Origin of the sequence: Paenibacillus sp. FSL R7-0331 (assembly GCF_000758645.1) — a bacterium.
GTDB lineage: Bacteria > Bacillota > Bacilli > Paenibacillales > Paenibacillaceae > Paenibacillus_AQ > Paenibacillus_AQ camerounensis.
In genome coordinates this window covers 6,815,836-6,841,011 of record NZ_CP009284.1, presented here as the reverse complement: position 1 = coordinate 6,841,011, position 25,176 = coordinate 6,815,836, and the positions used below count along the sequence as shown (strand labels likewise).

The window sequence follows — 25,176 nt, the reverse complement described above, 5'->3', positions numbered from 1 at the left end:
GTTCGTTTACTCACCTCATTCAAAGTTTAGCAAGGGAGATCTTCCCTCTTGATGCGCCATGCAACTAACAGGTATGCAAGGCATCCGGATACCGACAGAACGACAGCCGACATTCTCAGTGTTGTATCGATCGGGGAATTGCCTGTAAGAATCGATACCAGGTCCAAGTGCTGGCTGAAGTAATAGCGGCTGACCGGCAGATTCCCTTGAAGGGGCGCAAGCCATAGCTTCGGCAATACGATGGCAAGCATGGTCAGAGTAACAGCCAAGCCGGCATTCCGGATGAAATATGAAATGCATATGATTATGGAAGATACTGCTGCCAGCGTCAGTGCATTTAATAGCAGAGCAAACAGGATACAGAACCACATCGGAACGGTATACTCCTTACCCGCCCAGATGCTTATAGCTGCTCCCCAATCACCTGTGCCATGCTGCAGATTGAACAAATAGATCAGAAGATAGGAGAAAAATAAGAGCAATAGGGATGAACTGAAGAGCAGAGCCAGTTTGGCATGCAGAATAGTCAGCCTACCGACGGGACGAAGCAGCATCGTTTTGATCGTCCCGGAGCTTAGCTCAGACGAAAAAAGATCGGCTCCAATCCCAATCATGATGATGGGGTATAGAAATGAAAGATATACCCCCGACATGGAGCCGCTTAGACGCTGCAGAGCCGTTTGTACGGCAGGTTCTGCTGTGTTTGCACTATTGCCGTTGAAGAAAGAGAGAATGAATATTCCTGAGAAAAAGGCGAAAAGGATCAGGATGAACAAGCTAATTCGCTTTCTTTTTTTCATCCATTCATTCTTAAAGGAACCTATAAAATAAGACAAGTTGTGATCCTCCCGGGTAAGAGTGCTGATTAAATAAAGAAATTATATCCTGTATATAATAAATTTTCCATAATAAATCAATAGCCAATAAGAATGAATCTGTAGATTCATTCTTATTGGCCTTTAAGATCCGCATATTATAGGATGTTAGAAATCCATTCCCAAACCCAGGTAACCGTTTCGATTACAACATCCACCCAAATCCATTCCCATACTTTTTTAATCCCGTTCCAGATCTGTTCTTTACGTCTAACAACTTCTCTGACAACTCGTCTAACCCAACCCCACATACATTTCATCTCCTAAAAATCAAATTGTTGGTGGCCCCGGAGAGAAATATAGCACGCAGGAAATAAAAGGGTTTTCTTCATTTTGATTCAAAATATATCATATTTATCAACGAAACGACTATTAATATGCTGTTTTTATCAAAAAATATAAAATGTTTAATGCTGATATAAGTATATTAATATTCATATATATTTAAAAAAGTACAAATATGTTCGTATTGAATATTGTTATATTTAATGATATGTTTAACACCATATGAAAAATATGTAAATTGTTGCGTATACTAGCCTAGAATCTTATTTATTTAGGGGCGTAGTTGTTACATACCAAAAGTTAAGGTGGGATGTCTTAAATGTTAGATCAGGTTCGATTTGGGAATGAGATTAGTTATTTGCGCAAAAAGAGAGGGCTTACTCAGAATATGCTTGCAAATAAGCTATGTACTCAAGCCTTAATTAGTAAAATTGAGCAGGGTCAGGTGTTGCCGGGTATCGACATCTTATACGAATTATCTATCAGACTAAAAGTGCCGCTTACATCGTTAATAAAAAAGCTGATTTATGAGCGGCAGGATTATTATGACCTACTTTTTTATGACTTGGATCTTCTTTTGTATAACAAAAGCTATGATGAAATTATAACCATTTGTAAGTCAGAGCTAAATAGAAAAATGTTACCTAAAATAAGGCAAAACTTTTGCCGTTTTTATACGCTGGCCCAGTACTATTTAAAAAAGTTAACTGCGGAAGAAACGCTTAAAAAGCTATCCGAGATGATAGAATCTAATATCTTTTACCATCACTATATGGAGGATGTTCTCCATAACGATATTGCAAACATCTATGTTGACCAGGGTTCATATTTTACTGCCCAATCCCAATTTGAAGAAATACTTGCAGAGCAAAAGGAATGTCTTGAATTTAATGCCTTTAAGTCAAAGGTTTATTACGACCAGGCGGATGCGTTTTATCGGGAAAACAAGTACAAGAATACATTAGAAACGATTAACATGGGGATTCAGCATTCTGTTAATATGCATTACATGATGTATATGTCTGATTTTTATAAACTTAGAGCCAAAGTTTTGGAGAATAATATCAATAACCGGGAAATTCACGATATATCAAAAGCAATGTCTAATATTTTCTGTAGTCTATATTGTCCCTATGATTCTAGTGATGCCCCTCTCCAATACATTAAAGTTATACGAAGCCAAAAGGTGCATAGCTAAGAAAGGAGATATTATGAAACAGGCAAAGCACAAGTTGGATTTGAAAAGCATGGATTGCTGGCGTATACAGGTTTACATCGAAACGGCGATTGTGCTGATTTTATTTTTCGTCATACATATAATAGTTTCACGTACGGATGCTAGTAACATTGTTTTTCCAATATGGCTGATGCTAGTTATATCTTACATAGTATTATCTGTCCTGCGTGCGACTGTTTTAATGCGTAAGAAATATGAAGGATGGAGCTACGAAGTTTCACCTCATGAGGTGTTTATTGCAGAAGGGGTGTTTTTTCGACAGATGACTCAAATTCCTATGAACAGAATACAGCATATTACAGTTAAGCAAGGGCCCGTTGCCCGAAAATACCAGCTGTCTGTCATAGAAATTGTTACAGCGGCGTCCACAATTGAAATAGAGTATCTCTCTTCTGATCATGCTGAGAAGGTTTGCGAGGAGATTAAAAGACATGCTTTGCTGAGTGATGAATATGAGTGATGTACAGAATAACGCCACCCGCAGACTTCATCCCAGCATTATTTTTGCAAGTTCATTCAAAAAGATATTCAGCACGCTTGTAATCGCTGTGGTGTACATGCTGTTGCAAGAGAATTACTTCTCAAGGTTGTCCTTTAATGTAAAAGGGATTATTATAGTCAGCTTCATCTTCGGATTGATAAAATCTTTTTTACACTGGAAGCATTTTCGTTACGCCTTCGATAACGGGCATCTAGTCATTCATAGCGGTATTTGGGTGAAAAGCACCCGCTCAGTCTCTCTTCCGCAAATACGTAATATCGACATACGTATATCACTGTGGCAACGTCTCTTTAATGTTGTAGAGATGAGAATAAAAACAGAGGGCGGGGACAGCAAAGCACTAATTAAGTTCTATGCAGTCACGGAGCGGGAAGCTGCACGCATAAAAAAAATACTAAACTATGCAGGTGATAATCAGCACTGCTTGTGGCAGCAACCTTTATGGTCAACTGTAAAGTATGGTCTATCCAGTATGCAGCTTGGATCGATAGCTTCAATTCTACTATTTGTTTATTTTCAAATGGATTTCGTACGTGACAGCAAGTATGTTATTTCTCTTGAGGCTTATATCATGCATTTACATGTTGCTTGGAGAATCGTAGTGATCTCAGCCCTCACCTTGGCAGCGACTTTGATTGTATCGGTATTCCTCGCGATTTTCCGGTTTCATCGGTTTCGTATTTCTTTGGACGGCGATAAGCTTCAAGTGATGAGAGGACTCGTAAATACCCACTTGGCTGAGGTGAAACTGAAGAATATTACTGGTATACGTATAGAAGACAATCCTCTACGGCAGGCCATGGGAACAAGTACGGTATATTTAGACTGTATCAGCAGCAGCGCTGAAGAGAATAGCAGCACTTTACTGATGCCGTGGATCAGACGCAAAGATATTTCCGGTATTCTGAGCAGCATATTTCCACAATGGGACTTGTCTATATTGTACAAGCAACACAACTCTTCTTTTAGGCAACGGATTTACCGTGCTCCCTATAAAGGACTCTTGAGCTTTATTATTGTTAAATTGCTCGCAGTGGGGGGAATAGCCCTATGTACTTATGTCCTGTTTATGCCTTCGATGGTTTCATTATTTTGGATACTGGTTGCTGCTTCTATTGTTTTGAGCATTCTATGGAGCTTTCAGCAGTATAAAGACCATTTCTTCATTCTTAATCATGCCAAACAGTTATCCATTTCAAAAAGATTTATCAGCCGGACTACCGTATTGGTTAACAGGAGCAGTATTCAGCAAATTGATTATGTTCAAACACCGCTGCAAGCGTCCAGAAAATTAAGGGATATTGTAATAACATTAAGAACCTCGGCATTTAAGAAAAAATACCGGATTAAATATTTGCATTCCAGTAGCTGCAAGCCGCTTTACTCCTGGTTAGGGTTACGGCATAAATAATCTGATTGCTAAGGGAGGAGACAGTATGAGTAAAATATCAAGCATAATGCTTTACGGAGGGTTATTAGGTTTTTTGGCGGTACGATTATTTTGGTACGATTATAAGGGAGTAATGTTCTCTTTCGCTGGAGTTGCACTAATCGGATTCATTATGCAAAAGCTAATTAAACGAGCGAAGTCATAAGAATGAATGAAAAAAGGGAGTGCCCCAATTGATAGGGCACTCCCTTTCGTGTATAAGCCAGTAAACTCTGTATACATTGCTGCTAAGGCAGATGCAGCTCCCGCACCGTCTCCCCCTCCACCAGCACAGGCTGATAGTAGGTGCTGTTCCGCAGGTCCTTTTTGCCCTGCAGCTTCTTGATCACCCATTCGGCGGCGTCGCGGCCCATCTGCTCCTGCGGGTGGGTCAGGGTGGTCAGCCTGATGTTGGCGTTCTTGGCAATGTAGGAGTTGTCCTGGCCGATGATCGACAGGTCCTCAGGGACGGAGATGTCCAGCTGGCGGCACACATTGACGGCTTCCAGGCCGACCTCGTCGTTGTAGCAGACGATAGCTGTCAGCATCTCTCTATTTTCGCTTAGGAATGTCTTGAGGCTATCTGACAGCACCTGCTTAGTCTCGGTATCGAAGGACAATACCTGCTCCGGGTGGAACCGCAGCTTCGCTTCGCCGAGCGCCTTGATATAGCCCTTCATCCGGTATTTGCCCTGCAGGTCATCCATCTTGGCGATGATGCCGATCTGGGTATGGCCCTTGGAGATCAGCTCCTTGGTCGCAAGGTAACTGGACTGCACATCATCGAGGCAAAAGAACGGCACCTCCAGCTCCTCATAATAAGCATTGATCATGATGAACGGCACGTCCTGCTCCTTGAAGGACAGGTAGTAGGCGATGTTAGGGTTGTACAGGTTACTTTTCGTAGGTTCCACAATCAGGCCGTCTACCCCGAAGGAGAGCATCATCTCCAGCGCCTTCTTCTCCTGGGCTACATCATTATTGGTGCTGGCTAGCAGCAGTGAATAATTATCCTCATTCAGCCGCCCCTCAATCCCGCGGATAATAGAAGGAAAGATATAGTCCGAGAGGTAGGTGGTAATAACGCCGATCGTCCGCTTGCTGGAGCCGCCTGCCGCTTTGGAGCGGAACTGGCTGCTGACATAGGTGCCGGAGCCTTTTTCGCTGCGCAAAAAACCTTCATTAGACAGCTCAAGGATCGCCTTGCGCACCGTCTGCCGGCTGACATTGTACGTCTCCTGCAAGGCCAGCTCGGTAGGAATCTGCTCCCCCACACTGTAGGCCCCGGATAGAATATTGCTTTTTATATCATCAAAAATAATCTGGTATTTCGTCTTCATCGGACTCACTTCTTTCGAGGTAGTTCAGAACGGAATGTAAAGCTTATGTTAAAGTTGTACGTACATATTGTAACACAGATATTAGCTTATTATAATCTGCTGGCGCATATGTATAAATACAAAGCAAATTTGTATGTATATCTTACAAGTTGTATTGACAAATGTACGAACAAAAAATTATACTGGAGCTGTTAAAGGGAAGCGCCTTCTTTTTATTATTGCAATTATAACAGGTTGGCTAGGGAGGAGTAACGTGGGCATGGATCAGAACATCAGGCAAGCGATACTTGAGGGAGGAACCTCGCTGGGTATCGAATTTGGGTCCACACGTATCAAGGCGGTACTGATTGACCAGACGTTTGAGACGGTTGCCTCCGGCAGCTACGAGTGGGAGAACCAGCTGGTTGACGGATATTGGACGTACGATTTGAATGATATTATCAAGGGCCTGCAGACTGCCTACAGTGAATTGAAGCAGGAAGTACAGCAGAAATACGAAGTCACCCTGAGTAAGGTGGGGTCAATCGGATTCTCGGCCATGATGCACGGATATATGGCTTTTGACAGCAGGGGAGAGCTGCTGGTTCCGTTCCGGACCTGGCGTAATGCGACAACCGGAGCTGCGGCCAAGGAGCTGACTGAACAGTTCCAGTTCAACATCCCTGAGCGGTGGAGCATTGCCCATCTGTATCAGGCGATTCTTAACAAGGAAGAACATGTGCCGAACGTTGATTTTGTAACCACACTGGCCGGGTACATCCACTGGCTGCTGACCGGAACGAAAGCAATCGGAATCGGCGATGCTTCAGGGATTTTCCCGATTGATGAAGCTGCGCAGGATTACAATCCGGCAATGGTCAAGCAGTTCGACGAGCTGACAGCAGCCAAGGGCTATTCTTTGAAGCTTGGAGAGCTTTTGCCAAAGGTGTATCATGCAGGCGAGCAGGCAGGCGTACTAACCGAAGCGGGTGCGGCGATTCTGGACGTGTCCGGGGACTTGCAGCCAGGTATTCCGCTGTGCCCTCCTGAGGGTGATGCCGGAACAGGCATGGTTGCTACCAACAGTGTAAGAAAACGCACCGGTAACATCTCTGTAGGTACCTCCGTGTTCGCGATGATCGTGCTAGAGAACGATCTGTCCGCTGTGTATCCGGAGATTGATATGGTTACTACGCCGGACGGCAGTCCGGTAGGGATGGTGCATGCGAATAACTGCTCCAGTGACATCAACGCATGGGTCGGCCTGTTCCGTGAGTTTGCGGAGGCTATGGGCTTCCAGACGGATTCCGGCAAGCTGTTCAGCGTGCTGTTTAACAAAGCGCTTGAGGCGGATGCCGACGGCGGCGGCCTGCTGAGCTACGGTTATTTTTCCGGGGAGAATATTACAGGCATCGAGAAGGGACGCCCGCTGTTCGTCCGCTCGCCTGAGAGCCGCTTCAATCTGGCTAACTTTATGCGTACGCACCTGTTTACCGCTTTTGCCGCGCTGAAGATCGGGATGGATATCCTCACCAAGAAGGAAAATGTCGCAATCGACAGCATTCTGGCGCACGGCGGCTTGTTCAAAACGCCGGTTGTCGGTCAAAGGATCGTGGCAGCCTCGATGAACGTACCTGTCTCCGTAATGGCAACAGCCAGCGAGGGCGGTGCCTGGGGGATGGCGATTCTGGCCGCGTTCATGCAGAACAGGGAGCAGCAGGAGCGTCTGGACGATTTTCTCGATAACAAGGTATTTAAGGATACGGAAGGACAGATCATTCATCCGGATGCAGCTGACGTTAAGGGCTTTGAGCTCTTCATGGAGCGGTATGTGGAAGGACTGGCGATTGAGCAGGCTGCGGTAGATCATCTGGTAGAGAACGGGAGGGGTTAATGTGTTAGAGCAATTGAAGGAAGAGGTATTCCAGGCCAATCTGGATCTGCCTAAGCAAGGACTCATCAAGTACACCTGGGGTAATGTGAGCGCGGTTGACCGTGAGCGTAACCTGTTCGTCATTAAACCAAGCGGAGTCAGCTATGAAAAAATGAAAGCCAGCGATATGGTCGTTGTCGATTTTGACGGTAACGTTGTTGAGGGCGAGCTGAGACCTTCCTCGGATACACCAACCCATGCTGTGCTGTATAAGCATTACAAGGAAATTGGCGGCATTGTGCATACGCATTCCATGTGGGCAACCGTCTGGGCGCAGGCGGGACTTGATGTTCCGGTTATGGGAACTACGCATGCTGACACCTTCTACGGCGCTGTACCTTGTACCCGGTTCCTCACACAGGAGGAGATTGACCGCGGGTATGAAGCAGAGACAGGACATGTGATCATCGAGACGTTTGAGCAGCGGGGCATTGATATTATGGCGGTTCCCGGCGTACTGCTGAAGGGTCATGGACCATTCACCTGGGGCAAGGATGCCCATTCCGCTGTTATGAACAGTGTGGTGCTGGAGGAAGTGGCTAAGATGAACCATTTTGCCCGTGAGCTGAATCATTTCGCCGAGGAGCTGCCGCAGCGGATTCTGGATAAGCACTATCTGCGCAAGCACGGCAAGGACGCTTACTACGGCCAGAAGTAATATTGGGTACAGATTAGCCTACTATTACAATTTAAGAGAAGAGGATGAATATAAATGACAACAGTTAGTGACAAGCAGTTCTGGTTCGTTGTTGGATCGCAGCATCTGTATGGAGAAGTGGCTCTGGGAGAAGTTAAAGCCCACGCCCAGGAAATGGTAGATGCACTGAATAACAGCGGCGTTCTGCCTTACCCGCTTGTATTGCAGGATCTGGCAGTCAGCGCGGACAAAATCACCACCATCATGAAGGAAGTCAACTACCGTGACGAGGTTGCCGGTGTAATCACCTGGATGCATACCTTCTCCCCGGCCAAAATGTGGATCCGCGGCACCAATCTGCTGCAGAAGCCTCTTCTTCACCTGGCTACCCAGTACAATGAGAGCATTCCTTGGGCAACCATCGACATGGATTTCATGAACCTGAACCAGGCTGCCCATGGTGACCGTGAGTACGGCTTCATCAATGCCCGCCTGAACAAACAGAACAAAGTGGTTGTAGGCTACTGGCAGCGCCCTAATGTCCAGAAGCAGATTGCCGAGTGGATGGACGTAGCGGTTGCTTACAACGAAAGCTTCAACATCAAGGTTGCCCGTTTCGGCGACAACATGCGCAATGTGGGGGTTACTGAAGGCGATAAAGTAGAAGCTCAGATCCAGTTCGGCTGGACTGTTGACTACTTCGGTATCGGCGATCTGGTTGCTTATGTAAACGAAGTAACGGAAGAAGAGATCAACGCCCTGTTCGCTGAATATGCAGAGCAGTACGATTTCGATTACGGCAACTACAGCAAGGAAGCATGGGAAGCGAGCGTTAAGGTTCAGGCCAGCTACGAAATTGCCCTGAAGCGTTTCCTGGATAACGGCGGCTACAATGCGTTCACATCTAACTTTGAAGACCTGCACGGCATGAAGCAGCTTCCGGGTCTGGCGGTGCAACGCCTGATGGCTCAAGGCTACGGCTTCGCCGGCGAAGGCGACTGGAAGACCGCTGCCCTTGACCGCCTGCTGAAGGTTATGGCCCACAACGTGAACACCGGCTTTATGGAAGACTACACGTATGAGATGGCAGAAGGCAAGGAAGCCATTCTGCAGTCCCACATGCTTGAGGTTGATCCAAGCCTGGCAAGCAGCAAGCCTAAGGTGCTGGTATCGCCGCTGGGTATCGGCGACCGTGAAGATCCGGCCCGCCTTGTATTTGACGGCAAAGCAGGCGAAGGCGTTGTTGTCTCGATGGCAGACTTCGGCACACACTACAAGCTGCTGATCAATGAAGTGGAAGCCTTCGAGCCTGAGGTTGCGGCTCCTAACCTTCCGGTAGCCCGTGTGCTGTGGAAGGTTAAGCCTAACTTCCAGGACGGAGTGAAGGCCTGGATCGAGAACGGCGGCGGTCACCACACCGTGGTTTCCCTGAACCTGACTACAGACCAGATCGTCAGCTACGCTAAGCTTGTAGGCTTGGAATATGTAATCATCAAATAAAGGTATAGTAGCGGGGAGCGGGTAAGCGGTGGCTTACCTGCTTTTTTTTTGCGGTTTTAGGTTTGACACCTTCTATTCCCGGTGATAAGATACGGCTAATTAACGATAAGGAGGCTTGCGGACTATGATCTATTTCATACGTTTAAGATGAGTACCCGGAAGAGCTTGTTTCACCGGTAAGGTGGGCTTTTTTGAGTTGCTTGTTTTATTACGTATGGGACATAGACCGCGAACCGCACGGTTATATGGCAGAGCCTTATTTGGCTATGCCCTGTTCTGATACGTAAAGCAAGCAGACTCAAGCCCACTGGACTTGGGTCTGTTTTTTTGATTATCGGCAAATTGACAAGAGAAATTATTTTATTTTTGGGAGGCTGCAATTTATGAATCATATGCACTGGAAGAGGACATTTGCCTTCATCTTCAGCGGTCAGATCTTCTCGATTCTGACTTCATCGATGGTGCAGTTCTCGATTATCTGGCATTTAACCGAAACGACAGGATCAGCCTCTGTACTGATGGTTGCCGGACTTGTCGGCTTCCTGCCGCAGGCCATCCTGGGGCCGTTTATCGGTGTGCTGCTGGACCGCTGGAACCGCAAGCTGACCATGATCATCTCAGACAGTCTGATTGCTGTAACCAGCCTGGCCCTGGGCGCTTATTACCTGTGGGGTGATCCGGGCCTGTGGGTCGTGTATGTCGTCCTGTTCATCCGCTCCGTGGCCTCCTCATTCCATGCGCCGTCGTTCCAGGCGGCCGTCCCGCTGATCGCCCCGGAGGACCAGTTAACCCGGGTAGCAGGCTGGCAGCAGATGGTCTTCTCCGCTTCCAGCATCCTGGGACCGGCGCTGGGGATTGCCGTATACTCGGCTACATCGCTGGGAACAGTGCTCCTGCTTGATGTGGCAGGTGCGCTGATTGCCAACGTCATGCTGCTGATGGTAAAGATCCATCAGCCGAAACCGGAGGCGGTGCAGGCACCATCCTTCCGGCAGGAGTTCATTCTCGGCTGGCGGACCTTTGTTTCCGTAAAGCCGATCGTGTTCATTACAATCGCCATGGCCGGCTTCAGTGTTGTCTTTATGCCGCTGGCCATGCTGTTCCCGCTGATGACGCTGGAGCACTTTGGCCGGGGCGGATACAGCGCGAGTGTTATAGAGGCGGTATTCGGCATTGGCATGATCCTGGGTGGCGTACTGCTGTCGGTATTGTCCTCCAAGTGGCGTGACTCCACCTATATGAGCGTAAGCCTTGTTATTATCGGCCTGACCTGCCTGCTTAGCGGAGTAGTCGGCAGCGGGGCCTTCGTAGCCTTTGCTGTGCTGTCCTTCCTCATGGGCGCTGCTGCGCCGCTGTTCAACGGCCCCTATATGGCGATGATTCAGAAGGCTTATGAGCCGGAAACGTTAGGGCGGGTCATTTCGCTCGTTTCCAGCATCGGGATGCTGTCTTCTCCAATCGGGCTGGCCCTGGCCGGACCGGTTGCTGAGCGGTACGGGGTGCAGGTATGGTTTTTCTGGTCGGGCATCGTTGTAGCGCTGATCGGTATCATTGTTTTTCTTAAGTTTTACGGAAAGGCTGAGGAGGAGCAGGTACAGGGTTAGGCGCACGTAAGTATAAAATTGGAAATGAGACTTTTTTCACAGCTCTAATACTCACACCGCGAGTAATATGTTAGAATATCAGAATGCATTAACGCTTCACCAACTTAATACACTACAGGCTATGAATGCTATGGATCACACTATAGCAGGAGCAGCTTCTGGAGAGACTGCGGGCTACCGCAGCGCCGAAGGGTTCACAATCTCAGGCAAAAGGACAGAAGAGTACTGAATATTTATCTGCCTTGCGGGCTGCTGCCTGCAGGGCGGATAGTGTTTGATATTCTTATGAGCCGGGAGATTGGATGATCATATCCAGTCTCTTTTTTTATTGGCAGCAGCAGGCTGTAATCATAAGGGGGAAACAGGCATGGCAGAGTTAAAGAGAGAGCTGGCTAACCGGCACGTTCAGTTAATCGCAATTGGAGGAACCATTGGCACAGGATTATTCCTGGGATCAGGACGGGCTATTGAAAAAGCAGGTCCGTCGATTATGTTCACTTACCTGATTGTGGGGATCGCTGTATTTTTTGTGATGAGGGCACTGGGGGAGCTGCTGCTGTCCAAGGCGGGATACCAGTCCTTTACGGATATAGCTGAGGATTATTTGGGGCCGAAGGCTGCTTTTGTTACAGGCTGGACGTACTGGTTCTGCTGGATTATGACGGCGATGGCCGATGTCATTGCGGTCGGTGTCTATGTACAATACTGGTTTGATATCCCGCAGTGGATACCTGCCGTTATCTGCTTAATTATTCTGCTGGGACTTAATCTGCTGACCGTCAAAAGCTTCGGCGAGCTGGAATTCTGGTTCGCACTGATCAAGGTAGTTACGATCCTTGCCCTGATCGGGCTTGGGATTGTCCTGCTCGTCATGGGCTTCAAAACAGATGCAGGAACGGTAACGGTCCGCAACCTGTGGCAGCACGGCGGGGTATTCCCGAACGGCATCACAGGCTTCCTGTTCTCCTTCCAGATGGTCGTATTTGCTTATGTCGGTGTAGAGCTCGTAGGGGTGTCGGCGGCAGAAACCGCTGATCCTGAGAAAAATATCCCGTCAGCAATTAACAAAATCCCGCTGCGGATTCTGTTCTTCTACGTTGGCGCGCTGTTCGTTCTGCTGTGCGTTAACCCGTGGACCCAGCTCAGCCCGGCGGAGAGTCCGTTTGTAAGAACCTTTAGCCTCGTGGGTATTCCGATTGCTGCCGGGATTATCAATTTTGTCGTGCTGACCTCAGCCGCATCGGCCTGCAACAGCGGGATGTTCTCGACCAGCCGGATTCTCTACAATCTGAGCCGCAAGGATCAGGCCTCTGCCCGGTTCGGCAAGCTGAACAAAAATCATGTGCCGGCCCATTCGCTGTTCATTTCTACACTGGTTGTTTCAGCCGGTGCGCTGCTGAGCAAGCTGGTTCCGGAGCAGGCCTTCGGCATTGTAACCACGGTCAGCGCCATTTGCTTCATTTGGGTCTGGGGCGTCGTACTGGTATGCCACATCAAATACAAGCGGAACCGGCCGGACCTGCAGGCTGCCTCCAAGTTTAAGGCACCGTTTACTCCGGCCGTTAACTACATTGTTCTGGCGCTGTTCGCGGCGATCCTGATCATTATGCTGATTGCCGAGGAGACCCGTCCGGCGCTGCTGTTCACTCCGGTCTGGTTCATTTTGCTATTCGTCCTGTATTCGGTGAGAAGCAGGAAGCAGAAGAGCCGCGGGGAGACCGGAATTAATACGGAGGCGGGGCATCAGCTCTAGCTATAAATCGGAACACAAATAAAAGCACTCCCTAACCGGGGTGCTTTTATTTGTAGTGAGTCCTGTGTATCCGCTAAAGCCTGTCTGTTAAGAAACAGGTACATAACCGGCATGATAGCGGCCCTTGGGTACGATCATCGGGGAGCCGGCAACCGGGTCCTTGATTACTGCACAGTCCAGTCCGAAGATGTCCTTAACCAGGGTGCTCGTAATCACTGTATCCGGCGTGCCTTCAGCGACCAGCTTGCCTGAATGAAGGGCAAAGATATGGTCGGCATACCGGGCCGACAGGTTAATATCATGCAGCACCATGACGATGGTAGTGCCGTGCTTGCGATTCAGATCGGTTAGCAGGTCCAGAATCTCTACCTGGTAGGTGATGTCGAGGAACGTTGTCGGTTCATCAAGGAACAGGATATCGGTCTGCTGCGCCAGTGCCATGGCAATCCAGACGCGCTGGCGCTGGCCGCCGGACAGCTCATCAATATGATGATTGGCGAACTCGGTAATTTTCATAATCTCCATCGCTTCGGCAACGGCTTCATAGTCCTTTTTGCTCCAGCTGCCGAAAAGCGACTGGTGCGGAAATCTGCCCCGGCCGACCAGATCAGCTACGGAAATCCCCTCCGGAACAATCGGCGACTGCGGCAGCATTCCGACCGTGCGGGCAAGGGGCTTCGAGGCGATTTTGGCAAGAGGCTTTCCGTCGATCGTTATGGTGCCGGAGGAAGGCTTGATCAGCCGGGCCATCGTTTTCAGGAGCGTGGACTTGCCGCAGCCGTTCGAGCCGATAATGACGCTGATCTTGCTGCTTGGCAGCACAAGGCTGACATCCTGGATAACCGTTTTATTCTCATAGCCTGCTACGAGGCGTTCGACTTGAAAAGTATGCGCCTGATTCATTATAATTCTCCCTTCCGGTTCATCTGGATCAGCAGGTATATCAGATACGGCGCTCCGAGCAGCCCGGTGATTACGCCTACCGGGAAACGGGTCACGAAGGCGAATTGGCCGATCAGATCTGCCGCCAGAACCAGAACAACGCCAACCAGTCCTGAAGGGATAATACCGGAGAAGCCTGCTCCGGTTAGTCTTTTGGCGATCGGTCCTGAAAGGAAGGACACAAAGGCAATCGGACCTGTTGTTGCGGTGGCGATAGCAATCATGCAGACAGAGCCGACAATCAGCAGAATCCGGGTTTTGTCCGTATGTACACCCAGTGAAGATGCAGATTGCTCCCCGAGCTCCAGGATATCAAGATGCTTGCCCAGCAGAATGAGGACAGGCGCACAGATTATTACTGTAATTACCAGCGGCGGCAGCTCGCTCATCTGCGAGCCGTTAAGGCTGCCGGTAAGCCAGCGGATGGCGGTCGGAACATCCTTTTCCGAGCTGATCAGCAGCAGATAGGAGATTATGGCATCCAGCATCGCCTGCACACCAATACCAACAAGGATCAGACGCCCGATAGAAAAGGTTCTACCTCTGGACAGGATATAGATCAGAATGACAGTAGCCAGACCGGCAAGGACTGCAGCCAGAGAGACGACAGCTCCGCCGGCATGAAGGATAACAATACAGAACACAGCCGCCGCGCTGGAGCCGGAGGTAATCCCGATAACATTCGGGTTAGCCAAGGGGTTACGGAGCATGGTCTGGAAGGTGTAGCCGGCAACGCCAAAAGCAAACCCGGCAAACAGGCCGGCCAGCATCCGCGGCAGACGGATTGTACTCACAGCAAAGGAGACTCCCTTGATCTGCTCTCCCGAAAGAGCCCGGATTACCTCCGAAAGCGGATAGATGGTATTGCCGAGCAGCAGCATAGCTATACAGAGCGCACAGGCAAGGAAGGCCAAGAGGCCGGTAACCAGTACCCAGCGTCGGCGTCTTTGCCGCCTTCCGGCCATGATAAATTGGGTTGAAGGAAGATGATTTGTCATAAGGACCGCACTTTCGATCTCATAGCTAATATGATTAATATCGGTGCTCCGATGAACGCTGTTACAACACCGACTTCAAGCTCTCCCGGGCTGCCCAGCAGCCTGCCGCCAATATCAGCCACAGTTAGAATAATAGCTCCGGCTATAGCGGACATGGGAATGACAAAACGCAGATCGGGGCCTAGAATAAGCCTGATAACATGAGTGGATAAGAGTCCGATGAAACCGATCGGGCCTGCAAGTGCCGTTGTTGCACCGCAGAGGAGAACCCCGGCGAGAGCGGCGGTAAACCGCAGAAAGCCTGTCTTGACACCGAGTCCGGTGGCGACATCATCGCCCAGGGCCAGCGCGTTCAGCGCAGGCGCTGTCAGTATGGCAATCAGCATGCCGGCGATCAGAAAAGGGATGAAGGTGGAGATGTTATCCCAGCTTCCCGAACCGACGCTGCCTACCTGCCAGAACCTGAATTTATCCATGACATAGGAACGCGGAATCATGATGGCAGTGACGAGAGAAGAAAGGGCTGCACTCGTCGCAGCACCCGCCAGAACGAGCTTAATGGGGGTGGCTCCGCCACGCCCCATTGAACCTATTCCGAATACGAATACTGCGGTAAGCGCAGCTCCGGCCAAAGCCAGCCAAATGAATTGGCTGGCTGAGCTTATGTTTAGAAAGGCAATTCCGCACACTACGAATAAGGCAGCGCCGGTATTGACTCCCAGTATACTCGGGTCCGCAATAGGATTGCGGGTGACCGATTGCATAAGCGCCCCGGATACGCCGAGCGCTGCACCGCACATTATGCTGAATACTGTCCGGGATATCCGCTTGCGGACTACGTTGGCTCCGAAGGACTGCACGTCCGGATGAAATAAACCGTCGAGCAGCTCTCTTAAGCTGGTCACCCGCGAGCCCAAGGCCAGCGAGGCGACAATGCATAAGCCAAGCAGGATGAAGCAGATGATCAGGACCAGCGTGAAATTCCGCGGGGTATGCAGGGCTGGCTTTTTATATTCAGAAGTCTCAGAACTATTCATTTATCTTGTCGATAGCTCCGCCGATCAGCTTGAGATATTCATCGATAGTGTAGGCAATAGGCAGCGGGTTAGGCGTTCCGGCAGCAACAAGCGGTGTATCGCTGTCGATGAAAGCAACTGAACCGCGCTCAATCGCAGGGATTTTGCCCAGCAGGGAATCTGCCTGGAGAGCCTTCAGTAGTTCGTCATTGCCATATCCGATAATCAAATCTGCATCGTTGAGTGCTTCTACGTTCTCGGCGCTCAGGCTCAGAGAGTAGCTTGTCGGATCTGTAATCTGGCTGGTGATGCTTTCCGGATATTCCATTCCCAGCTCATACAGGAAGGAGACGCGGGAATCAATTGGCGCATAGATATGCAGCTTGGACAGGTCGTCAGCGGAGAAGTTAACCCATACGACTTTTTTGCCGGCAATTTGCGGATAGGCAGTCAGCTTTTCTTTTACCAAGTCCTCGGTGTCCTTGATCAACTGCTCGCCTTCGGCCTTCATGCCCATGCCTTCAGCAATCAGGTTAACCTGCTCACGCCATGTGGTGGTCCAAGGGGAAACCGGGTAAGCGACCACCGGAGCGATCTGGCTCAGTGTGTCGTAGTCTTCCTGGGTGATGCCGGAGTAAGCGGCAAGAATGACGTCCGGATCAGCATCGGAGATCGCTTCGAAATCAAGGCCGTCTGTATCCTGGAATACGTTTGGATCGGTTACGCCCAGCTCGTCCAGCTTTTGCTTGGTCCAAGGGAGTAGTCCGCTGTCGTCCTGAACGCCGAAGTTTGCTGCCGAGAAGCCCACTGGAACAACACCCAGCGCGAGGGCAACGTCCTGATTACCCCATTGAATAGTAACGACACGTTCAGGCTTGCTTTCGATTACAGCTTCACCCAGCGCAGTTTTGATTGTGATCGGATATTGAACGGCATCTGTAGCAGCAGGGGCTTCGGTAGCCGCCGGTGCAGTAGTAGCCGCAGCATTTGTCGGTGAAGCCGCATTGTTAGATGCGGTGTTGTTACCGCAGCCTACCAGCGCAAGGGTAAGCGCAAGCGGAGCAAGCAGCGTTCTGAAAGTATACTTTCGTGTTGTATTCATGTGTTTCATTTGTGTGACCCCATCCTTTATATTGTGTATTTAACAATACTTGATAACGATTCTCATTATCGAACAATATATATGCAATCGGGACTGGTGTCAATAAAAAAATGGTAAATAAAATTTGGACTGACTCGGCTTTTGGCCTATTTAGATTGTCAATATCACGTACAGCATTTAGCTCTGGCTGTCCGGGCATAGTATAATAAATGAGGATATTGTCAAAAAAATGGAGAGGAGCCTGCTTACATGGCACAATCACTGCAAGGAAAAACAGCAATCGTAACCGGAGCTGCAAGAGGAATCGGAAAGGCAACGGCTATTGCGCTTGCCAAGGAAGGCGTAAACGTAGGCCTGCTGGCCAGAACAGAATCCCTGCTGAAGGAACTGGCGGCTGAAATCGAGACTTACGGGGTTAAGGCTGCTTATGCAGCTGCAGATATCTCCTCGAAAGAGCAGGTAGATACGGCAGTTGAAGCACTCAAGAATGAGCTGGGAGCTGCGGATATTCTGATTAACAACGCAGGGATCGCTACGTTCGGAACACTGCTGGAAATGGACCCGGAAGAATGGAAGGGTATGATTGACGTCAACCTGATGGGAACCTACTATGTAACCCGGGCTGTGCTGCCGCAGCTCATCGGCAAGAATGCCGGAGATATCATTAACATCTCCTCGACTAACGGACTTAACGGCGCAGCTACATCGAGTGCTTACAGTGCATCGAAGTTCGCCATGATCGGCCTGACCGAATCCCTGGCCCAGGAGGTCCGCCGCAACAACATCCGTGTATCGGCGCTGACTCCGAGCACCATTGCAACAGATCTGGCACTGGATCTGAACCTGATCAAGGAGAACAATGACGCGAAGTTCGTTCAGCCTGAGGATATTGCAGAGTTCATTATCGACCAGCTGAAATTGAACCCGCGTGTATATGTGAAGACAGCGAGCTTTATTGCTACGAATCCGTTCTGATCAGAGAATAATTGATATAAGAGGCCATCCCGGGAGGGGTGGCCTCTTTCAGCTGCCGGTTACCAGCCTGCCGGATAGCTCAGCCTACCCCGTCCCTTTCTAGTAAGGTGTAGAAATGATCACGGTCTTTCTCATCAAATTTGCCGAGCGTACCCACTCTGACGAACTCATGCCCGCCATAGATATCCATTTCCTCCCCATCCTTGGTGTATAGCGCAATCATATTTCCCTCCCGGTTGAGTTCCATATAGCCGTGGCTGTCTGTTTGGGGAGGTTCACCATAAAAGAGCGTAAATCTGATTTTGTCCACACTGTGCATCAGGGTTCTCCTTTCCTGTCATGTATCAGCATTCTGGAATCCATTGTACAGGAAGATGGCGGGAGTTGAAAAAAGCAGCCTGGCCGCACATGTTGCGGTATAACTTCTTTTTGAGGAGCTCTGATAGGGAGTTACCTGTGCTGTCGTCTATTTTCGGAATATTTCTTGACGGGAGGGCATTAGGCGGTTAATATACTGTGCCGGATTAGCGGCGGGTTACTATTTGATTCTTTTAATAAGGTAAATCGGAGGACCTTAGCAATTTAGTTGGATTTTCGCTACTTAAATCCGTGGTTTCTCAAGATTTATAGACATTAGCTGGAAAATCGCCATTTATTCGGGCAGCAAACGCTCCGTATACCTAAATTCAGCAGAATTAATTAGCCTTTTTCCACCTATCAACCTTATTCCGGTGGTTTCCCAGAAAATAGGCGGAGGATTTCCACTAGACATGCATACAAACTTACATGTGAGCTAATTCGAGATAAAAGTAATAATTTTACATTTTGTTTTATAGACCCAACGAAAAAAGAACAGTGGCGCCTTAAGTCGTAGGCTTGGTTACCATATAATGGTATATTTTGTTTGCTATCTAAGAATTATCTTTACCGTCGCTCGTTTCTCTTTCGTTTGTTCTGGCGTTTCTGCGGGCTTAGGGATCTTTTGCCGACCTTTAGAACGACGAGTCGGTTCACGATTCAGCGCTTCAATAAATACATCCCAGTCTTTCATGGCATAATACCTCATCTTTCGCAGCATGCTCCATACACTTAGGGTGGACTGCACTTCTAAATGGATGAGCTGACAAAGTAGCGCCGTAATGATTCCGATGTAACATTGGACCCACACTGCATGGGGGTGGTGATTGTGGAACGTTACGGTGGCCAGATGCTGCTTGATCCATTTAAAAAACAGCTCAATTTGCCAGCGACAGCGATAAATTTCACCAACGTCTTCGGCTGAAAGATCCTGACGATTTGTGATGACCTCGTAGATTTTTCCATGCTTATCTTTGAATTGTACAAGGCGAACGCAAAACGTTTGGCCCGAATTTTTATCCAGAATCTCAACGTCAGCGTCCCGAGTAATATTGCTGCTACCCGAAATGGGATGTTCGGTCAGCACGGTGTACTTTGTTTTTGCACGAATCCGGGCTACAAAAAGCACCGTCCCTTCCGACCATTCTCTGAAGTTTCCGTAATGCACATAGCCACGGTCGAAAATATAGGTGAATTCTCCAGGGGCAACCAGATATTTGACCGCTTTTTGATCCGACACGCCGATAGTGGAAAGGACAATCTCATCCGGAAAATGACACCCTGCTTCCAGCGAAAGCAACCGCGTATGGATTTTGACACCCTTGGTCTTATTTTGATAAAACGCCCAATCGCCGAGTATTTTGGGTAGCGAAAGGCTCGTTGAATCGACGGGTGCTAACTTTCCAAGATGCTTGATGCCCTTGGCTTCTGCTTTTCGCAATTTTATTTCCTGAACAAGATCGGTAAACAACCACTCGAGATAAGCAAGAGGGATAGCGTCAAGCTTGCGGTTCAAGGTCGATTCGTGAATGGTCGTGAGTCCGGTAATGTCCTGAAGCTCTGCATTCGTTTCCAAATGGAGCACAATGTCGGAAAGAGTCCGCCTCTGCTGCAACTGAGCTTCTACAAAAAGGGTAATCGCGGCCCCAACGGTAAGTTTTTTAGAATAATGATCTGCGAATGGACAACGAAAAGAATGTAACATTAAATGCTGTAAGTACTTGCGTAAAACTGAATTTTGCGATATGTTACCCATGGATTAGCTCCTTTTGTGGAGAGATGTGGGTAACCTGCCTACTCTCTCTACATTAGGGCTTTTTTCATTTTTCACCAGAGTAAACTCATCTTTTTTATCCATAATTAGCTAACTATTTCAAATGAATTTTCATGTTAGCTTTGCCGCATGTCTAGTGGAGGATTTCCACTTAGTTCATCTGGACCTATCCATCTATGGTCAATTATTAGAACCCGTGTTGCTACCTGCCTTGATCCTCACCGTCACTCTCCCTCCGCCGGAAGGCGCCACATTCTCCAGTGTCAGCGTCCCCCCATGCTGCTGAGCGGCAGATTCGGCAATGTACAGGCCCATCCCGTGATGCTTGCCGGATATATCCGTTGTCCCCCCGCTGGGCCTCATTCTGGCAGTTTCCTGAAGCAGCCCTTGGAGTTATAAAAATACTGTAAAGAACAAAACCTTCCCGTTTTTTCCATTGTCGTAATACTTCCGCCCTGTTTGCCCGTAGTATGGTATGCGATGATAAGGACATCAAACGGCCGGGATCATCAGAATCCGGGATGCTTGAGCCTTCAGGCTATTGCGGTCCTTCCTTCTAACTCACTGTAAATGACATAGGGCCGCAGCTTTCCTGAAGGATGCTTACCCTAGAGAGGAGGCGTCCAGGCTATCATATTCCTTCCTTCTAAACCATGAGGATTATTCTAAATAGGGATACGGCTTTCCTGGACACTTTAATATGAATATGAACACGATTTATTTACGAAGAGCACATAAAATTACTGTGAATCAGCACACCGGAAACGGGCGGCTGGCGGACGGATATTTGGGGGCGGCAGCCCGTAATTTGGAAGCACTGGGCTTTGCCTTGTCTCCGGCTTTGTTCCGCGCGGTACGCGAGCTGCCGAAGGAAGATTTTGAGGTGCTGTACGAGCAGCTGGTTGCAGATTTGAAGGTTATGGTTGGTGCGCACGTAGAGTATGTACCGATGTATCCCGGCTTTCCGGAGCAGGTTATGCTGCAGCAGGATGCCATCCTGTACTTGAATGCGATATACCATTACTATACCTGGGACCTTCCGGTATACAAAGGGTCTGCAGAGCGAGAGCCGCTTCAGGAGCAGGTGAAATTAAAGGTGATCGGGCTTGGGGACAGTGAGGATTTCTGCTTAATGATCCGCCGGCTTATTCAGGCCAAAGGCTCAATCTCTGCAGCCGATAAAGAGGATATTGATGCCGTAATAGCGGCGCTTGAACCGGAGGAGCTGGAGGAGATTCTGCCGCCGGACATTCCGTTCAAGGAAAATACCGCTTTCGTGATATCATCGCTGCTGAAGCATAACAAGGCTAACCTTGCGCGGCTGGGGCGGTACTTTAAAACAGCGACCGATGTGCTGCGCCTGGCCGTAGCCTGGTCGGATGGTGATGTCAGCCTGGCGGCCCCGGTGCGTTTCCGCAAATTCAAGCGCAGCGGACGCCGTCTGCTGCTTGGCCTGCTGGAGCAATGCCAGCCGCTGACAGAGGATATGCTGAGACATAAGGACCGCTGGATCCGGCTGGGCGAGATTCTGCATCCGTCCGAGTACAAGCAGCGGTATGCGCGCTGTGAGGAAGCCTGGGATATTCTGCGGAACAACAAGCCTTTTACATCCTTTAACAGCAGCGTGGAGCTGGCTTTGAAATATAAGCAGGTGTGGAATGCACTGGATCTGCTGATTAAGCGTCCAGGTGAATTCGCGCGGAGACTGGATCATCTGCTGCGCGGGACGGAACACACGGATTACGTTGTGCTGGCCTTTGGCGAGGCGGTAGAGCAGGTATCGACTCCGGTGCTGTTGCAGGTAAAGAACCATTTCTCCAGCCGTCTGGAGGAACGGGAGCTGCGGGTCTTTTTCCCGAAAGGGAATGTAGCCAAGGTCTTTGCTGTCCCTGATACGCTGCCTGTGATTGAGGCCGGAGTCTGTCAGGACATCGTAAACATATGCGAACAGGCTTTAATCGGACGTTTTGCAGAGCTGCCGCCTCTGGGCAGTGCGTACGTGGATGAGCGGCTCAAAAATTACCATGTACCGTTCTCCCAAAGATCAGCCAGCAAAGTGCTGCATACCTTAGTCCGTGGAAGCCGGCTGCCGATGGGAGAAGGGGATACGATCCGCTTTTTCAGCTGGTGGAAGGAGGGGAAGGTGAACGGGGTGTCTACAGGCCGGGTGGATATTGACCTGTCTGCGGTCATGTATGATCATAACTGGAACTATGTAGAGCATATCTCGTACACGAATCTGCGCTCGTCCAAGTATCTGGCACATCACAGCGGGGATATTGTGTCGGCGCCTCTCGGGGCCAGTGAGTTCATTGATCTGCATATCCCTTCTATTATTGAGTATGGCGGAAGATATGTGGTGGCGTCGCTGAATTCCTTCACGGAGCAGCCGTATTGCAATCTGCCGGAATGCTTTACCGGCTGGATGATGCGGAAGAAGCCCGGCTCCGGCGAGATTTATGAGCCTTCAGCCGTAGTAAATAAAATAGACGTCACAGCCGATACACGGATTGCCATCCCTGTCATACTGGATCTGGTGGAACGGACGGTGATCTGGACGGACCTGTCGCTGACAAGAGATCCTAATTATTATAACAATGTGGAGGGTAACCAAAAGGGGATGGTGCTGACCGGCAAAGCGATGACCCAGCTCAAAAAACCGGATCTGTACGATCTGTTCATGCTCCACGTCAAGGCCCGGGGACAGCTTGCCGAATCTCCGCGCCATGCGGATACTGTATTTTCGGTAGAGCAGGGGCTGACTCCTTTCCATATCGAGCAGATTATGGCTGAGTATGTTGTGTGAGTGGAGACTAGAAACAGCAGTCGCGGTATAATAATCAGCATAACTGACTACTTGGAGCGTTCTGATGGATCTTAAAGAAATATTAATTATTGCTGTAAGCCTAATCCTCTTTGTCGTTGCCGGGGCTATCATTAATAAAGCGGGGGACAATGATCATTTGAGGCTATTAACATGGTGTCTGCGTATGACAACGACGCTGTTAATAATCAGTCTGCCTATAAGCTTATATGGGGACTACCATATTGATAAAGCTTTTGATTTTTATGCTTTTGGTGTACATGACAGTAAGGGATTTTTCAGAAGTTATTTTTTGGTAATCCTTAATCTTTTCTTTCTTTTACTTCATATTCTCATGACAAGATTAGTGCAGTGGAGAGGTGTTACCAATTTCTCAACGGAACAAAAGCTGAATATGCACATTACAACTTCGCTGGCCGTATTACCGTTACTGCATGTATGGGGTCTTGGCTATCCATTAGGATTCTGGTAGTCCGTTCGCCTCCCGCAGCACCTCAGCCCCGCCCGCTGCCATAAATTCCTTAACAAAGCTGTCGAACTCCTCAAGCGGTCTTTCACCGGTGATGAAGGCGATATAAGCCTCGTTCCGCAGCTGGATCAGCTCCGGCCCGTTCTTAACTAGAGCTGGCGTTGCAATCTCCAGCGCATTGTAGATACCGTCCTGCTCCAGTCCAAGTGTAGCCGCCCATTGCTCCCTGCGGTCATCCGGCATCACAGGTACCGTCATGCCAAGGCTGGCGCCGATGGTGTTCTGATAGCTGAAGGTCCGGTCATACGGCGGCAGCACTACCACTTCCTTGTTCAGGCTATCCGCCCAATCCCAGTGCTCACCCTGAATGCCGAACTTCATCGCTGTATCCTCCTGCCGGTCGGGGTTGGCACTGACGTAGTCGAGAATCTGCAGGATGGTCTCCAGCTTGCCCGGCTCCTTCACGGCATCTGCCCCGATTGCGGTGAAGCTCATCAGCATATCGTAGGCCTTGGAGCCGCGCTTGCCCTCCGGTCCGCTTACCGGACGCCCGAATACGATCCGGGCGTCCGGGTTTTTGGCCGTCAGCTCCTTCGCGTTGAAGGTGGCTGCAACCGGCATTTCCACGGTTTTTCCCAGCTCATCTGTCGTCCATGTGGAATAATCGCCGTCCTGAATCCAGTGGTAGTAATTGCCCATGGAGGTCATGCCGATCCGGCCGCCTGTAACGGCATGGGACAAGTGCTTATAACCGCCCTTATTCTCCCCGGTAACAAACTCCGGATCAATAACCCCATCCTGATACCACTTGCGCAGATAACGCAGCGCTTCCTTCATTTCCGGTTGCAGGGCACCGATGACCAGCTGCTGCTCCTGCCTGCTGAAATAGAGCTGATCGGCAAAAATAATCTGCCCGAATGCTCCAAAAACCACATTCATCCCTTCGAGCGACAGGCCGTAGGTATCCTTCACGCCATTTCCGTCCGGATCGCCATTCGCGAAGGCATACATTACCTTCTCAAAATCAGCCAGCGTATCAGGTACAGTCAGGCCGAGTGTATCCAGCCAGTCTTGGCGGTACACAACCGGGATACGATAGATATTGGTAGGATTAACAACGGGGATACCATAGTAAGCGCCGTCAATGACGCCATGATTCTGATAAGCAGGGGCGTTCTCCCGGATTGCCTTCATAATATTAGGCGCATAGGTGTTAAGCAGCTCCTGCGGAATTTCCGCCAGCACGCCCTGCTGCTGATATTTCAGCAGATCCTGGGTCTGCCTGATCCGGAACAGGTCGGGAATATTCCCCTGTACAAGCTTCAGATCAAGCAGCGGTTCATATTTATTGTTCTCCAGATTCCAGATATCAAGATCGACGCCAAATTTCTGCTCGATTTCACGGACGACTGCTGCATCCTCAGGAACCGGGAGGTTCTGGTGCATCGTCCAGGAGATGGTGTATCCGGGAGCGGGAGAAGCCTGAGCCGGCTGCTCAGCCGTCTCAGCGGACAAATTGCCGGGTTTCAGGCTGCAGCCGCTGAGCAGAGCCAGGCCTGCGACAATTACCGGTGCTGCAATCAGGGCGGCATACCGCCGGCAACTCACACTCATTCCATTATCCTCCTTATCAGCTGCAGACCTT

Annotated in this window: 21 protein-coding genes and 1 riboswitch; of the genes, 11 read left to right on the top strand and 10 right to left on the bottom strand. The window is 49.4% G+C overall.

What is annotated here, in order from left to right; all coding sequences use genetic code 11:
- Positions 1 to 26: 26 nt before the first annotated feature.
- Positions 27 to 836: a DUF2705 family protein gene (locus R70331_RS29765; RefSeq protein ID WP_042181793.1), complete on the bottom strand. Its 810-nt coding sequence runs from the start codon at positions 834 to 836 to the stop codon at positions 27 to 29.
- Positions 837 to 1,479: 643 nt separating this feature from the next.
- Here R70331_RS29765 and R70331_RS29760 point away from each other — a divergent pair.
- The 3 genes from R70331_RS29760 to R70331_RS29750 are packed head-to-tail and all read left to right on the top strand — an operon-like array spanning position 1,480 to position 4,310.
- Positions 1,480 to 2,358, top strand: coding sequence for a helix-turn-helix domain-containing protein (locus R70331_RS29760; RefSeq protein WP_042181792.1), 879 nt, complete (start codon positions 1,480 to 1,482; stop codon positions 2,356 to 2,358).
- A gap of 13 nt (positions 2,359 to 2,371) precedes the next feature.
- The gene (locus R70331_RS29755; RefSeq protein WP_052419272.1) at positions 2,372 to 2,857 is read left to right on the top strand and encodes a PH domain-containing protein; all 486 of its coding nucleotides are present in this window, start codon (positions 2,372 to 2,374) and stop codon (positions 2,855 to 2,857) included.
- Positions 2,850 to 4,310 (top strand): PH domain-containing protein, encoded by a 1,461-nt coding sequence (locus R70331_RS29750; protein ID WP_042181791.1) that lies wholly within the window; start codon positions 2,850 to 2,852, stop codon positions 4,308 to 4,310. Before R70331_RS29755 ends, R70331_RS29750 begins: the two co-directional genes overlap by 8 nt.
- A 266-nt stretch (positions 4,311 to 4,576) precedes the next feature.
- Here R70331_RS29750 and R70331_RS29745 read toward each other — a convergent pair whose 3' ends face one another.
- Positions 4,577 to 5,668 carry a GntR family transcriptional regulator gene (locus R70331_RS29745; RefSeq protein ID WP_042181790.1) on the bottom strand — a complete coding sequence of 364 codons (1,092 nt, stop codon included), beginning with the start codon at positions 5,666 to 5,668 and terminating at the stop codon, positions 4,577 to 4,579.
- 259 nt (positions 5,669 to 5,927) lie between these two features.
- Here R70331_RS29745 and R70331_RS29740 point away from each other — a divergent pair, with 259 nt between their 5' ends.
- The 5 genes from R70331_RS29740 (at position 5,928) to R70331_RS29720 (ending at position 13,074) form a co-directional block, all read left to right on the top strand.
- A complete protein-coding gene (locus R70331_RS29740; RefSeq protein ID WP_042181789.1) occupies positions 5,928 to 7,541 on the top strand; it encodes a xylulokinase in 1,614 nt (537 codons plus the stop codon).
- 1 nt (position 7,542) lies between these two features.
- Positions 7,543 to 8,238, top strand: coding sequence for an L-ribulose-5-phosphate 4-epimerase (locus tag R70331_RS29735; RefSeq protein WP_042181788.1), 696 nt, complete (start codon positions 7,543 to 7,545; stop codon positions 8,236 to 8,238).
- Positions 8,239 to 8,292: 54 nt separating this feature from the next.
- Positions 8,293 to 9,717, top strand: a complete 1,425-nt coding sequence (gene araA / locus R70331_RS29730) for an L-arabinose isomerase (RefSeq protein ID WP_042181787.1) — start codon at positions 8,293 to 8,295, stop codon at positions 9,715 to 9,717.
- Positions 9,718 to 10,100: 383 nt separating this feature from the next.
- Positions 10,101 to 11,321 (top strand): MFS transporter, encoded by a 1,221-nt coding sequence (locus R70331_RS29725; protein ID WP_042181786.1) that lies wholly within the window; start codon positions 10,101 to 10,103, stop codon positions 11,319 to 11,321.
- A gap of 148 nt (positions 11,322 to 11,469) precedes the next feature.
- Positions 11,470 to 11,549: riboswitch (glycine riboswitch) on the top strand.
- A 139-nt stretch (positions 11,550 to 11,688) separates the two neighbouring features.
- Entirely contained in the window at positions 11,689 to 13,074 is a 1,386-nt protein-coding gene (locus R70331_RS29720) for an amino acid permease (protein ID WP_042181785.1), read from the top strand.
- 87 nt (positions 13,075 to 13,161) lie between these two features.
- On the opposite strand, the gene R70331_RS29715 is transcribed toward R70331_RS29720, so the two are convergent.
- From R70331_RS29715 to R70331_RS29700, 4 genes are read right to left on the bottom strand one after another with little or no spacing between them, the layout of a single operon-like run.
- Positions 13,162 to 13,977 carry an ABC transporter ATP-binding protein gene (locus tag R70331_RS29715; protein WP_042181782.1) on the bottom strand — a complete coding sequence of 272 codons (816 nt, stop codon included), beginning with the start codon at positions 13,975 to 13,977 and terminating at the stop codon, positions 13,162 to 13,164.
- Complete coding sequence (locus R70331_RS29710; RefSeq protein ID WP_042181778.1) at positions 13,977 to 15,014, bottom strand: FecCD family ABC transporter permease; 1,038 nt, start codon at positions 15,012 to 15,014, stop codon at positions 13,977 to 13,979. The genes R70331_RS29715 and R70331_RS29710 overlap by 1 nt, the downstream gene beginning before the upstream one ends.
- Positions 15,011 to 16,051 carry a FecCD family ABC transporter permease gene (locus R70331_RS29705; protein WP_042181776.1) on the bottom strand — a complete coding sequence of 347 codons (1,041 nt, stop codon included), beginning with the start codon at positions 16,049 to 16,051 and terminating at the stop codon, positions 15,011 to 15,013. Before R70331_RS29705 ends, R70331_RS29710 begins: the two co-directional genes overlap by 4 nt.
- Positions 16,044 to 17,141 carry an iron-siderophore ABC transporter substrate-binding protein gene (locus R70331_RS29700; protein ID WP_442950561.1) on the bottom strand — a complete coding sequence of 366 codons (1,098 nt, stop codon included), beginning with the start codon at positions 17,139 to 17,141 and terminating at the stop codon, positions 16,044 to 16,046. Before R70331_RS29700 ends, R70331_RS29705 begins: the two co-directional genes overlap by 8 nt.
- Before the next feature lie 240 nt (positions 17,142 to 17,381).
- Between R70331_RS29700 and R70331_RS29695 the strand changes: the two genes are divergently transcribed.
- Positions 17,382 to 18,107 carry a 3-ketoacyl-ACP reductase gene (locus R70331_RS29695; RefSeq protein WP_042181773.1) on the top strand — a complete coding sequence of 242 codons (726 nt, stop codon included), beginning with the start codon at positions 17,382 to 17,384 and terminating at the stop codon, positions 18,105 to 18,107.
- Positions 18,108 to 18,186: 79 nt separating this feature from the next.
- Here the strand turns inward: R70331_RS29695 and R70331_RS29690 are convergent, their stop codons facing one another.
- The 3 genes from R70331_RS29690 to R70331_RS29680 all read right to left on the bottom strand — a co-directional run bounded on the left by R70331_RS29690 (position 18,187) and on the right by R70331_RS29680 (position 20,601).
- Positions 18,187 to 18,426, bottom strand: a complete 240-nt coding sequence (locus R70331_RS29690) for a hypothetical protein (RefSeq protein ID WP_042181770.1) — start codon at positions 18,424 to 18,426, stop codon at positions 18,187 to 18,189.
- Positions 18,427 to 19,014: 588 nt separating this feature from the next.
- Positions 19,015 to 20,220: an IS4 family transposase gene (locus R70331_RS29685; RefSeq protein WP_042178813.1), complete on the bottom strand. Its 1,206-nt coding sequence runs from the start codon at positions 20,218 to 20,220 to the stop codon at positions 19,015 to 19,017.
- Between the two features lie 198 nt (positions 20,221 to 20,418).
- A complete protein-coding gene (locus tag R70331_RS29680) occupies positions 20,419 to 20,601 on the bottom strand; it encodes an ATP-binding protein (protein ID WP_042181768.1) in 183 nt (60 codons plus the stop codon).
- Between the two features lie 337 nt (positions 20,602 to 20,938).
- On the opposite strand from R70331_RS29680, the gene R70331_RS29675 reads away from it, so the two are divergent.
- Positions 20,939 to 23,044, top strand: coding sequence for a TerD family protein (locus R70331_RS29675; protein WP_042181767.1), 2,106 nt, complete (start codon positions 20,939 to 20,941; stop codon positions 23,042 to 23,044).
- 64 nt (positions 23,045 to 23,108) lie between these two features.
- Entirely contained in the window at positions 23,109 to 23,534 is a 426-nt protein-coding gene (locus R70331_RS29670) for a hypothetical protein (RefSeq protein ID WP_042181764.1), read from the top strand.
- Here the strand turns inward: R70331_RS29670 and R70331_RS29665 are convergent.
- Positions 23,520 to 25,145, bottom strand: coding sequence for an extracellular solute-binding protein (locus R70331_RS29665; protein WP_042181763.1), 1,626 nt, complete (start codon positions 25,143 to 25,145; stop codon positions 23,520 to 23,522). The genes R70331_RS29670 and R70331_RS29665 overlap by 15 nt on opposite strands.
- Positions 25,146 to 25,176: the final 31 nt, after the last annotated feature.

Bases quoted from the DNA above. Each gene is read 5' to 3' on its own strand.
- R70331_RS29695 (WP_042181773.1), top strand. From the start codon at position 17,382: ATGGCACAATCACTGCAAGGAAAAACAGCAATCGTAACCGGAGCTGCA.
- R70331_RS29710 (WP_042181778.1), bottom strand. From the start codon at position 15,014: ATGACAAATCATCTTCCTTCAACCCAATTTATCATGGCCGGAAGGCGG.
- R70331_RS29740 (WP_042181789.1), top strand. From the start codon at position 5,928: ATGGATCAGAACATCAGGCAAGCGATACTTGAGGGAGGAACCTCGCTG.
- R70331_RS29755 (WP_052419272.1), top strand. From the start codon at position 2,372: ATGAAACAGGCAAAGCACAAGTTGGATTTGAAAAGCATGGATTGCTGG.
- R70331_RS29690 (WP_042181770.1), bottom strand. From the start codon at position 18,426: ATGCACAGTGTGGACAAAATCAGATTTACGCTCTTTTATGGTGAACCT.
- araA (WP_042181787.1), top strand. From the start codon at position 8,293: ATGACAACAGTTAGTGACAAGCAGTTCTGGTTCGTTGTTGGATCGCAG.
- R70331_RS29670 (WP_042181764.1), top strand. From the start codon at position 23,109: ATGGATCTTAAAGAAATATTAATTATTGCTGTAAGCCTAATCCTCTTT.
- R70331_RS29745 (WP_042181790.1), bottom strand. From the start codon at position 5,668: ATGAAGACGAAATACCAGATTATTTTTGATGATATAAAAAGCAATATT.
- R70331_RS29705 (WP_042181776.1), bottom strand. From the start codon at position 16,051: ATGAATAGTTCTGAGACTTCTGAATATAAAAAGCCAGCCCTGCATACC.
- R70331_RS29700 (WP_442950561.1), bottom strand. From the start codon at position 17,141: ATGAAACACATGAATACAACACGAAAGTATACTTTCAGAACGCTGCTT.
- R70331_RS29675 (WP_042181767.1), top strand. From the start codon at position 20,939: ATGAATATGAACACGATTTATTTACGAAGAGCACATAAAATTACTGTG.
- R70331_RS29680 (WP_042181768.1), bottom strand. From the start codon at position 20,601: ATGAGGCCCAGCGGGGGGACAACGGATATATCCGGCAAGCATCACGGG.
- R70331_RS29750 (WP_042181791.1), top strand. From the start codon at position 2,850: ATGAGTGATGTACAGAATAACGCCACCCGCAGACTTCATCCCAGCATT.
- R70331_RS29725 (WP_042181786.1), top strand. From the start codon at position 10,101: ATGAATCATATGCACTGGAAGAGGACATTTGCCTTCATCTTCAGCGGT.
- R70331_RS29715 (WP_042181782.1), bottom strand. From the start codon at position 13,977: ATGAATCAGGCGCATACTTTTCAAGTCGAACGCCTCGTAGCAGGCTAT.
- R70331_RS29685 (WP_042178813.1), bottom strand. From the start codon at position 20,220: ATGGGTAACATATCGCAAAATTCAGTTTTACGCAAGTACTTACAGCAT.
- R70331_RS29720 (WP_042181785.1), top strand. From the start codon at position 11,689: ATGGCAGAGTTAAAGAGAGAGCTGGCTAACCGGCACGTTCAGTTAATC.
- R70331_RS29760 (WP_042181792.1), top strand. From the start codon at position 1,480: ATGTTAGATCAGGTTCGATTTGGGAATGAGATTAGTTATTTGCGCAAA.
- R70331_RS29665 (WP_042181763.1), bottom strand. From the start codon at position 25,145: ATGAGTGTGAGTTGCCGGCGGTATGCCGCCCTGATTGCAGCACCGGTA.